The 10442-nt window shown below is 65.7% G+C and carries 9 protein-coding genes; 1 reads left to right on the top strand and 8 read right to left on the bottom strand.

The window, feature by feature from the left end:
• Positions 1 to 367 precede the first annotated feature (367 nt).
• The 8 genes from Q0R16_RS12390 to Q0R16_RS12355 all read right to left on the bottom strand — a co-directional run bounded on the left by Q0R16_RS12390 (position 368) and on the right by Q0R16_RS12355 (position 8995).
• Positions 368 to 1966 (bottom strand): M56 family metallopeptidase, encoded by a 1599-nt coding sequence (locus tag Q0R16_RS12390; protein WP_295636320.1) that lies wholly within the window; start codon positions 1964 to 1966, stop codon positions 368 to 370.
• The gene (locus Q0R16_RS12385; protein ID WP_295636316.1) at positions 1963 to 2346 is read right to left on the bottom strand and encodes a BlaI/MecI/CopY family transcriptional regulator; all 384 of its coding nucleotides are present in this window, start codon (positions 2344 to 2346) and stop codon (positions 1963 to 1965) included. The genes Q0R16_RS12390 and Q0R16_RS12385 overlap by 4 nt, the downstream gene beginning before the upstream one ends.
• Before the next feature lie 122 nt (positions 2347 to 2468).
• Positions 2469 to 3134: a hypothetical protein gene (locus Q0R16_RS12380; protein WP_295636313.1), complete on the bottom strand. Its 666-nt coding sequence runs from the start codon at positions 3132 to 3134 to the stop codon at positions 2469 to 2471.
• Between the two features lie 237 nt (positions 3135 to 3371).
• Positions 3372 to 5123, bottom strand: a complete 1752-nt coding sequence (gene ggt, locus Q0R16_RS12375) for a gamma-glutamyltransferase (RefSeq protein WP_295636310.1) — start codon at positions 5121 to 5123, stop codon at positions 3372 to 3374.
• A 210-nt stretch (positions 5124 to 5333) separates the two neighbouring features.
• Entirely contained in the window at positions 5334 to 5918 is a 585-nt protein-coding gene (locus Q0R16_RS12370; protein ID WP_295636307.1) for a TetR/AcrR family transcriptional regulator, read from the bottom strand.
• 5 nt (positions 5919 to 5923) lie between these two features.
• Positions 5924 to 7375 (bottom strand): efflux transporter outer membrane subunit, encoded by a 1452-nt coding sequence (locus Q0R16_RS12365; RefSeq protein ID WP_295636304.1) that lies wholly within the window; start codon positions 7373 to 7375, stop codon positions 5924 to 5926.
• Entirely contained in the window at positions 7376 to 8107 is a 732-nt protein-coding gene (locus Q0R16_RS12360; RefSeq protein ID WP_366857629.1) for an MFS transporter, read from the bottom strand.
• 114 nt (positions 8108 to 8221) lie between these two features.
• Positions 8222 to 8995 carry an MFS transporter gene (locus Q0R16_RS12355; RefSeq protein ID WP_295636302.1) on the bottom strand — a complete coding sequence of 258 codons (774 nt, stop codon included), beginning with the start codon at positions 8993 to 8995 and terminating at the stop codon, positions 8222 to 8224.
• Between the two features lie 84 nt (positions 8996 to 9079).
• On the opposite strand from Q0R16_RS12355, the gene Q0R16_RS12350 reads away from it, so the two are divergent.
• Positions 9080 to 10210, top strand: a complete 1131-nt coding sequence (locus Q0R16_RS12350; RefSeq protein ID WP_295636300.1) for an HlyD family secretion protein — start codon at positions 9080 to 9082, stop codon at positions 10208 to 10210.
• The last annotated feature ends 232 nt before the right edge of the window (positions 10211 to 10442 follow it).

Here is a 10442-nt window from a genome sequence, read left to right as displayed (position 1 = left end):
GGCTACAAGCGCCACCTCAAGCGGCTGTGGCTCGCGACCCACACGCTGACCTCGCGCCCGCAGGATTTTGTCAACGGCGCACGCGCCCACTGGTCCAGCAACATGTCGATCAGCCGCATCGCCGCTGTCAGCCCGCCGGGATCCCAGCAGGACCGTTTGACGATTGCGACGTAAGCGTACGCTTGTGATTGTGGCCCGAGCAAAGGGCGCGGACCCGTTTCACGAGCGTTTTCCACATCGGCCGAGATTCGAGCGCGGCTTCCAATTCGGTTCATCCTGCCAACCAGCGGGTTGGGCAGGAGGCCAGGGGGAAGAGCAGAACATCGGTCACTTCTGGGTGGAAATTATGCGCCTTGCCGCCCAGCGCCTAGCCCGCCTTCTCCACTTCCGAAATCCGCGCATCGAGTTCGTGCAGCGCGCGGGCACGACCTTCGGATGGAATGTCGGTGGATTGCTCGATCGCTTGGCGTGCGTGGCGCAGGCCGTCGAGCGCGGCGGCGCGCGCGCAAACCTTGATGCGGATCACGTGGCTGCCGTCTGGGTCACTTGAAGTGACATCTGCGGCACCGTTGCGGCAGCCGTGCGCGTGGCCCATCGCGTTGTCGTGGATGCGGATAATCCCGGCGCGTGCGATGGCGCGTTCCCGCGCAGCTTCCGCGCGCCCCTGCGCAGCCTCGGCGCGCGCGGCGCCGGTTTCGGCCAGTGCTTCCGCACGCATGGCTTCGGCGTGCCCGCGCATCGCTTCGGCCTGACCCCGCGCGGCCTCGCGGCCGGAGTCGCGCACAATGCGGTCAATCTCGGCATCGCTGACCGAGTGATCTGTGGTGACGGTGACAGTGGTGTTGCCACGGGTCACGGTGCGGGTCTGGCTGGCGTCCTTACCGGAATGTTCGCGGATCACGATAACGCGGTGCCCCGGATGATCGGCTTCGCTGGACGGCGGGGAGGGCGGGACCACCGGCAGCGGTGGATGGGGCGGCAAAGGGATGTCGGGCGCGGATGGTGGCGCGGGCGCTGCCGGTTGGTCGCTTGCGGCGTAAGTGATCGAGCCGGTCAAGGGCAGAGCGAGCACCGCCGCGCCGATTAGCAGCCGGCCGACAAGGCGGCGGCGTCGCGATACTTGGGGCATGGCAAGACTCCTCAGTCGATGGATGATCGAGCGACCCTCACTCACCGGGCAGGCCAGCGGCGAAAACATGGGTGGGGCCAGCGCCGGTTGGGCCGACGCAGTGGCGAAGCGGGCGATCAGCGCTCCGTAGCGGGCGCGTTGATCGAGATCGCGCGCGGACAAGACACGCGCATCGCAGGCGGCTTCCTGGTCGCTGCGCAGCGCGCGCCATGCCAGCCGCGCGAGCGGGTTGAACCAGTGGAGTGCGAACATCGGCTGCATCGCGAGGTTGACCAGCAGGTCGCCGCCGGCGTGGTGCTGCAATTCGTGTTCGAGCGCCAGCTCGGCGGCGATCGGGTCCTCGCTGGCGAAGAAGCCCTCGGGTACCACGATGCAGGGGTTGATCACCCCGAAGGCGACCGGCATCGGCGTGGCCGCGCTTTCGATCACGCGGACGCGGCCGATGCGGCGCAGGTCATGCGATCCGGTCAGCAGCCGCCGGCGCATCCATGTATAGGCGCCTAACCGCCGCGCCAGCACCAGTCCCGCGCCTATGAGCCAGATCGCAATCAGCCAGGGAAGCGGATCGAACGCAACAAGCGCAGGGGCGGCGAGCACGGAGGTTGGCTCGACCGACGGAAGCGTGGCCGCAGCCAGTTCGGGCGCGTGGATCGGCGCAATGTGGACCGCAGGCAGGATCACTCTTGCAGTAGGCACGAGCAGCCGCAGCAGCGGCACGAACCATAATGAATAAGCCGCAGCGGGGCCGAAGATGCGGGCTACCGGCCCCCGCAGCACCAGCGCGAGCGCCATCAGCACCCCGGTCCAGATCAGCGTGTCGATCAGCCAGCCGGTCATTCGCCCGCGTCCCCGCGCAGCGTCTTCAGAAGTGTCTCGATTTCGGCGAGGTCGCGGTCGGTCAGCGTCTCCTGCTCGGCGAGGTGCGCGATGAGCGGCGCGGTGCGGCCGCCGAACAGCCGGTCGACCAGGCGCCGCGATTCGCCCGCGGCAAACGCGGAGCGTGCGATGCGGGGGCTGTAGAGGAAGCGCTTGCCATCGCGCTCGGCGTGGATGGCGTCCTTGGCGACCAGTCGCGAGAGCAGCGTCTTGACCGTGGGAAGGGTCCACCCGCGTGGTTCGCACACCGCATCGCACACGGCGGTGGCGCTGAGCGGAGCACTTGTCCAAAGCGCTTCCATCACTGCCTGCTCGGCCTCGGTGATGCGTTCCTCGGCCATGCCCTTACTCCATCAACTACAGGTGTAATCGACTACGGCTGTAAACGTGAATGACATGTGAACGGACCCTCCCATACAGCGCCTCGGATCTGCGCCAATGCTCCACGGAAATCGGCTCGAAGTCAGCCTCCGCAATGAAGCGACGCGCGCGCTGCGACCGTGTCCATAAGTGTCAACCCAGTGGGTAGCGGTCTTTCGACCAGTCTTGCCGGCAGAACATCGAACGCGAAAGTCAGCCCAACCTGGTGGTGTTCGCCGAGCAATTGCACGCCCCGGCTGACCGATTTCTCCAGCGCAGCAAGATCGAACGGCGCGTAGAACGCAGCCGGCGCCAGCACGCGCAGATCGACATCCACGGCCTGGAGGATGTCGGGCTCGGTGACAGGTGGATGTTGGCGGGCTAGCAACCAGAGGCTGGCGAAGCCGAGTAGCTCGACCGTGGCATAGAGTGGCGTATCGCTCGCGATCTTCAATTCGATGAGCTCATAGCGACCGTGCGAGCGCCGGTGGATGAGGTCTATGGCACGCCGACCGTCCGCTGTGCCTCGCACCAGCCCTGAGGCGACGGGGACCTGGTTCGCCCAGTCCGATCGGCCTGCGCTTGCACACGCGCTCGCGATTGCGCGTTCGAGCATGACTTCGGGGCTGCGGTTGGCCTCACCGATCTGCGGCTGAAGTGTCCAGCGCCAGTTCTGGCGTGAGCGATCCTTGTTCTCGATCGCTCGTGCGAGCGCCCAGTTCTGTGCAATTGTTCGATAGACGATGGCAGGCAGGTCTACCTCGTCCAAGCCTTGCATCGATCGCAGCGACGATCGGTGCCGCAGCCGAACGATCCCCAACGCAGCGCAGATTGCAGCTTCCACGCCTTGGACCAACGATGACGGTAATTTGACGACTGGTGCCGGCGTATTTTCGCTCATGAAGCCGCGCACGCGGTCGCGTCCCGTCCGCAGATGGTAACAGGGCACGGCGATCCTGAGGCTTTGAAGCTCGATCTCCGCGCGCGGGGGGCGTGAAGGCCCAGGTCAAAAACCTTCGGCGCTGCCGGTCGGCAGGCGGGGGTCGATAACGCCGAACAGGCGTGCGCCCGAGCCGGTTTTCGGCGGGCCGATCGGTTCCGCGTTGTCGGTCTGCGAAGAGGTGTGCCGATCTCCGACCGCGATCGCAGCAATCTGGTTCTGGTAGCCCATCGGCACGAGCTTGTGGCCTTTCGCCACAAGTAGCGCGATCGTGTCAGGGCTCAGCGCGTACGTTTCGTAGGCCACTTCATCGGGCAGCCATTGTTCATGGATGCGAGGCGCGTCGACCGCGTCGGAAATCGGCATGTCGTAGTCGATCACGTTGCGGATCACTTGCAGCACGCCGGTGGGAATATGGCTGCCGCCTGGTGTGCCGACGACGAGCGCCAATTTGCCGTCCTTGGTTACGATCGTGGGCGTCATCGAAGACAGCGGGCGTTTATGCGGCGCGATCGCGTTGTTGGCCCCTTCGACCAGGCCGAACATATTGGGCACGCCGGGCTTGGATGAAAAGTCGTCCATCTCGTCGTTCAGCAAAATGCCCGTACCCGGCGCCGTCAGCCGTGCACCGAACCAGTCGTTGAGCGTGTAAGTGAGCGAGACGGCGTTGCCGGCCTTGTCGACGACAGAGAAATGCGTGGTGCTTTGTCCCTCGTGCGCGCCACCCGGTACACCCAGGCTGGTGGACGGAGTCGCCTTGTCGGCAGCGATGCCTTCGCGCAAGCCGGCAGCGTATGCCTTGCTGGTGAAACGTCCGATGTCGGCCTTGACGAAATCGGGATCGCCCAGGTTGACGTTGCGATCGTGATAGGCGCGGCGCAGTGCCTCGACCTCGTAATGCACGCCTTGGGCCGAATGGAAGCCGAGCTCGCGCATGGGATAGCCTTCGAGGATGTTCAGCGTTTCGCACAGCACAACACCGCCCGAACTGGGCGGCGGGGCCGAAACCACGCGCCAGCCGCGATAGTCGCAGGTGACCGGCTTGCGCTCGACCGCGGTGTAAGACGCAAGGTCGGTCGGTGCGAGGATGCCGTCATGCGCTCGGCTGGCCGCGACGATCCTGCTGGCAATCCGGCCGCGATAGAACGCAGCCGGGCCGTCTTTCGCGATCAGCGCCAGCGAGCCGGCGAGATCGGCCTGGACAAGTCGATCCCCAGCCTGCCAGGTTCGGCCAGAGTTGAGAAAGATGGCCGCGCTGGCTGGGTCTTTCGCGAAATCGGCCGCGCCCTCGGCCAGGAAGCGCGCGTCGCCGCCGTTGAGGACGAAACCGTCGCGGGCCAGCGCAATCGCCGGCCCCATAAGTTCGGCGCGGGGCCGGGTGCCATAGCGGGTCAGCGCCAGTTCGAGCCCGGCGACGGTGCCCGGCACGCCCACCGCTTTGTATCCGCGCGTGCTGAGGCCCGCAATCACGTTGCCTTTGGCGTCCTGATACAGCGTCGGACCGGCAGCGGCGGGAGCCGTCTCGCGAAAGTCGATGAATGTTTCGCGCCCGTCGGCAAGGCGTATAGTCATGAAGCCGCCGCCGCCCAGATTGCCGGCTTCGGGGAACGTCACCGCCAGCGCGTAGGCTACCGCCAACGCAGCATCGATGGCGTTGCCGCCGCGGCGCATCACGTCGACGCCGGCCTGGCTGGCGAGGTGGTGTGCCGACACCACCATGCCGTTATCGGCCATGACCGGATCGGGCGACGCAGCATGGGCACCTGGCGCCAGCGCCAGCGCCACAACCATCGTCAGGAAACCTGCTACCTTACCCAAAACGATTGTCTCCTCTCGACGCGTTGCCCGCGCCCGCGCCCGCTGAACGCCGGGACAGGAACGGGCTGCGGCCACATCCACTCCGTGCTCCGTCTCTCACAATGAGAGTTCGATTGATAGGCCACGCCCGGTTGCGCGTATGCGATCGCATTGGCTGCGATTTATTTCCCCCCGGATCGTCGCCTTGTTCGACGCTGCCGAAAACTGAAATCACCGCAGGCCGAGCTTGGCCTCGACGCTGACCTTCGCGGTCTCAAGAAGTTCCGTCGCTTCTGTGATGTCCGGCAGGGTGCGAGCAACGGCGATGGCGCCGACCATCTCGGCGATCGCCGACACCGCGCGTGTTCGCGGAGCATCGATGGCGGCACGCCCCAATAACGTGACAAGGCCATCGGTCAGCCGATGGACCGCCACATCGAACCGGCTGCGCGCAGCTTCGGGCAAGCGATGCAGTTCGCCCGCCAGAATCGGGATGGGGCAGCCGGTGTCACGCGCGTCGCGGTGGCGGATCGAGAGGTAGTTATCGACAAACCGCTGCAACCCGGCGCGTGGCTCCACGGTTTCAATGTGGGAAAAGTAGAGCTCGTAACGGTCCTGGAACATGGCCCCGACAGCCTCGGTCAGCAGTTCGTCCCTGGATTTGAAATGCCCGTAGAAACCGCCATGTGTCAGGCCCGCGCGGTTCATGACATCCGCGACGGCCAGTCGATCCGGGCCGACTGCGCGCAGCGCGGCAGCCGCTTCCTTGAGAACCCGATTTCGGGTGCGCGCCTTGTGTTCGCTATCGTATCGCATGGATCTTACCTGAGCTTTCCCGCAGTAGATGCAAGCGCCGGTGCGCCAGGCGCCTGCCATCCGCCGCCGAGCGCACGGTAGGCGGAAATCGCGGCACGTGCTTCGGCGGCACGCACGAACGCCAATCGATCAGACACGGAGAGCGTTTCCCGCTCGGCGTCGATCACCTCGATCAGTCCGACCACGCCCCCTGTATAGGCTTCGCGCGCCTGCCCCCGCGCACGGTCAAGCGCGGCAACTTCGCGCTCGAGACCGGCGCGCTCGACATGCGCTTCCTTTAACCGCGCCAGAGCAGTTTCCACGTCTTCGGCTGCAGCCAGGACCGATCCGCGCCACGCGGCCAGCGCCTCGGCCTCGCGACCGCGCGCACCGGCAACTTCGGCGTCGATGCGCCCGAAGTCGAACAATCGCCAGCGCAAGCCGGCGCCACCCGATGCCTCGACCGCGCCGCCACTGAATAGATTTCCGGTGCCGAGGCTTGCGACGCCCAGCAGGCCGGACAGCGACAGATGCGGGTAATAATCGGCGATCGCCACGCCGACGCGGGCGTTGCTGGCGGCGAGCCGGCGTTCGGCAGCGACAACGTCGGGTCGCCGACGCAGCAGCTCGACGGGATCAGCGCTGCCCTCTGGAAGCGGCGCGACAGGCACAGGACGTGCCTCGATAAGCTGCGCGCGATTGCTGCCGGGTGGATCGCCGACGAGCACGTCGAGACGGTTGAGCTGCGCCTCGATGCCTGCACGGAGTGGCGCCATGGCGGCCCTTACCCCCTCGAGTTGCGCAACCGTCCGGTTGACTTCGCGTTCGGCGGCGACGCCGTGGTCGAAGCGCTGTCGGACGAGACTGGCGAGCAGCGCCTCGTTGCGCGCCTGATCGCTGGCAACCGCAAGCCGTGCCTGGAATGCGCGCAATGTCAGATAGGCATCAGCGGTCTCGGCCGCGACCGAAACCGCCAGCGCACCCGCATCGACTTCGGTGGCGGCGAGATCGTCGCGCGCCGCCTCGCGCCCCCGGCGAACGCCGCCGAACAGGTCCACTTCCCACGAGGCCTGGGTGCCGATCGCATATTCGGTCGACCCGCGCGGGGCGCCGATCGCCTGGGTAATGCGACCGATCGCGGTGTCGCGCGATTGGCTCAGCGTGGTGGCCGCGCCGGTCGCGCCGAGCGCCGGCAGCAACGCCGCGCCCGCTGAACGGGCGGCGTCACGCGACTGCTCGATCCGGGCGCGCGCCTGAGCCAGATCGGTGTTGTTGGCGATCGCCCGGTCAACCAGCGCCACCACCAGCGGATCGTCAAAGCTGCGCCACCAGTTCGCATCGGCGTGACGGGTGTCGATGGCTGCGGCATGGATGAAGGAGGGCGCAAGCGGGGCGGCGGGGCGGACGTAGTCGGGCCCGACGGTGCAGCCTGCCATCGCAAAGCAGGTTACGAGCAGGATGGTGGGTGCTTTGGCCATTTAGTGCGACTCCAGCGGGGAAGTGGGGGCGATCTCCTTCGGCACGCGGCAGAAAGGCACCATTACCAGCGCGACGACGAACATCCAGGCCATGATCTGGAAGACTTCGTCGAACGCGATGGTCAGCGCTTCGCGTCCAACGACTCGGCCGATCGCTGCCTGCGCCATCAGCCTGGCTCGATCGGGGTCGGTAGTGGACAAGGACATTCGCTCTGCGCTCAGTGCGATAAATTCCTGGGCACCGCGCCCCGATGTGCCCAAGGCCTCGCCGAACCGCGCAACTTGCGCGCGCGCTGCATCATTGAGCCAGGTGTTGACGGTCGCGATTCCGATCGCACCGCCAAGGTTGCGCATCAGGTTGAACAGGCCCGAAGCCGAGCGCAATTCGGAACCCTGGAATGCCGAGAGCGCCATACCGACGCTCGGCACGATACACAGCATGACGAACAGGCCACGCGCCAGTTGCGGCACCAGCAATTCGTGGAACCCCCAGTTCGAGGCGACATGCGACGTCAGCCACAAGCTGAAAGCGAACCCGGTCAGCCCGATGCCGATCACGATCCGCCGGTCGACATGGTTCGACGACCACGCGGCGATGATCGTGCTGAGCAACTGGCTGATCCCGACGACGAACACCGTCGTGCCGATTTCCAGGCTGTTGAAGCCCCGCACGCGCCCCAGGAACACCGGCAGGAGATAGGTCGACGCATAGATACCAAACCCGATCACCAGATTGAACAGGCAGGCAAAGGCAAATGTGCGATCGCGAAACGGCGACAGGCGTACGATCGGGTTCTTCGAATAGATCGATCGCTCGATGAACAGCCCGAACGCGACCGTGGCGAGCTAGGTGGCCACCACGATCCCGGGATCGCCGAACCAGCCCTTGCGCGGTCCTTCCTCGAGAACATATTCGAGGCCGCCGAGCGCTATCGCCATCGCAACGAGATGCGACCAGTCGATGCGCGCGAACATGGAATTGTCGGCGCGATCTACGTCGATCAGCGCGATTGTCAGCAACGTGACGAGCGCACCCGGCGCAATGTTGATGAAGAAGATCCAGCGCCAGCCTAGCGTATCGGTGATCACACCGCCGACAGTAGGCCCGATCGTCGGCGCGAGGACCGAGACCATCCCCAGGATCGCCGGGATCAGTGCGCGCTGCTTGCCTTCGAAGATGGTGAAGCCAACCGCGAACACCGTCGGCACCATCGCGCCACCCACGAATCCCTGGATCGCGCGGAAGGCGATCATCGACTCGATGTTCCACGCCAGACCGCACGCGATGCTCGACAGAGTGAAAAGCCCTGCCGACAGCGCAAACAGCCAGCGGGTCGACATCGCCTGTCCCAGAAAGGCGGAAAACGGGATCATGACGAGTTCCGCCATCAGGTATGCGGTCTGCACCCAACTGGTCTCGTCGGGCCCGGCGGACAAGCCAGCCTGGACGTCGTTGAGCGAGGCCGCAACGATCTGGATGTCGAGCAGCGCCATGAATTGCCCGAAGGCGAGAATCCCGAAGATCAGATATTTGCGGGCGAGCGGCAGCGTCGCCGGCGAAGGCGCGGTCGCATCTGCGCGGTTCGGCTGGATTGCGCCTTCGATCGCTGTGCTGACCACCGGCACATTACCCCTTGTTGAATGATGTTCATAATATTATACCCAACATGCAATGATCGCAAGTGGGGTTTGATGATGGACGCGATGACCAGCGATATGACGTTGCCGGCGGTGTCGGCCAGGCCGCGCTTTGCGCTGCCTTCGCGGCGGACGCTGGCTGCGTCTGGCGTGGCGATCGCAGTTGCCGTTGCGGGCGTGGTCTGGATCAGCGCGCCGCCGGGTTCTGAAACCACCGATGACGCTTATGTCGGCGCCGATGCCACATCGGTTGCTCCCAAGGTTCGCGGGCTCGTCGCCGAAGTGACGGTGAACGACAACCAGGCCGTTCGCGCGGGGCAACCACTCGTGCGGATCGATCCCGAGGAATTCGACGCCAAGGTGGCGGCCGCGCAAGCCGGGCTTGCGGATGCGCGTGCCGATGTTCAGGCCGCCCGCGCCGCGCTGGGGCGGCATGCTGCCGAGCAACGCCTGTCGGGCGCGCAAGTGTCCGCCGCGCGCACGGCCATCCGTGCGGCCGCGGCCCAGTTCCGTCTCGCCGGTGCCGATCGGGAACGCTATGCCGCGCTGGTTGCCAGTGGCGCAGTCGCCCGGCGTGAGGCGGATCGATTTGCGGTTGCAGCGGTCACGTCCGAGCAGGACGCCGCGCATGCCAAGGCCCAGTTGGTCGTATCGCAGGAATCTTCGGGTGTTACATCTGCCCTTGGACCTGGCTTGCAGGCGGCATTGGCAAAGGCGCTGGCGAGGATGGGGCAGGCACAGGCCACGCTCGATCTCGCCCAGCAGGAACGCCGCCACGCGATGGTCCTGGCACCGATCGACGGTGTCGTCGGCAATCGCCAGGTCCACACCGGCGACTACGTCCAGCTAGGCACCCGGCTGATGACCATTGTCCCGCTCCACGCGCTGTATGTCACCGCGAACTACAAGGAGACGCAGACCGCGCGGATGTATCCCGGCCAACCGGCGACAATCGAAGCCGATGCGCTGCCCGGCATCCGTCTGCGCGGCGTCGTCGAGAGTTTTGCGCCGGGATCGGGCTCAAGTTTTGCGCTGCTGCCGTTCGAGCCGGGGACTGGCAACTTCACCAAGATCGTCCAGCGCGTCGGTGTTCGCATCCGCTTCGATCCGGGGCAAGCGGGTGTCGACCAACTGCGCCCCGGGCTTTCGGTTACGGCCAATGTGCGGTTCGGCGATGTGAAGAGGGATCACCCGTGAAGTTCTAGCTCGTCGAGTAGAGCGTGGCCGTGCCGTGTTCGAAGGAGGCCCGGATCGGCTGGCAACTGAGACCGCGCGTTCGATCGAGATTCTCCGCGCTGGCTTGGCCGATGCCGCGGACCTCGCGGCGGTTCCTGGCAGGATTGCGTCGGACGATGTTAGCGATCTGCTCGTCAATAACGCCGGCATGCCGCTCGTTGCTGCGTTCAAGGACAAGGGCGTTTGTGATCAG

The organism is Novosphingobium sp. (genome assembly GCF_025351285.1).
GTDB lineage: Bacteria > Pseudomonadota > Alphaproteobacteria > Sphingomonadales > Sphingomonadaceae > Novosphingobium.
This window is presented reverse-complemented; position numbering and strand designations above follow the sequence as displayed.

Excerpts from the sequence above, each read along its gene's own strand:
- Q0R16_RS12390 (WP_295636320.1), bottom strand. The coding sequence starts at position 1,966 with ATGACCGGCTGGCTGATCGACACGCTGATCTGGACCGGGGTGCTGATG.
- Q0R16_RS12385 (WP_295636316.1), bottom strand. The coding sequence starts at position 2,346 with ATGGCCGAGGAACGCATCACCGAGGCCGAGCAGGCAGTGATGGAAGCG.
- Q0R16_RS12370 (WP_295636307.1), bottom strand. The coding sequence starts at position 5,918 with ATGCGATACGATAGCGAACACAAGGCGCGCACCCGAAATCGGGTTCTC.
- Q0R16_RS12365 (WP_295636304.1), bottom strand. The coding sequence starts at position 7,375 with ATGGCCAAAGCACCCACCATCCTGCTCGTAACCTGCTTTGCGATGGCA.
- Q0R16_RS12350 (WP_295636300.1), top strand. The coding sequence starts at position 9,080 with ATGACCAGCGATATGACGTTGCCGGCGGTGTCGGCCAGGCCGCGCTTT.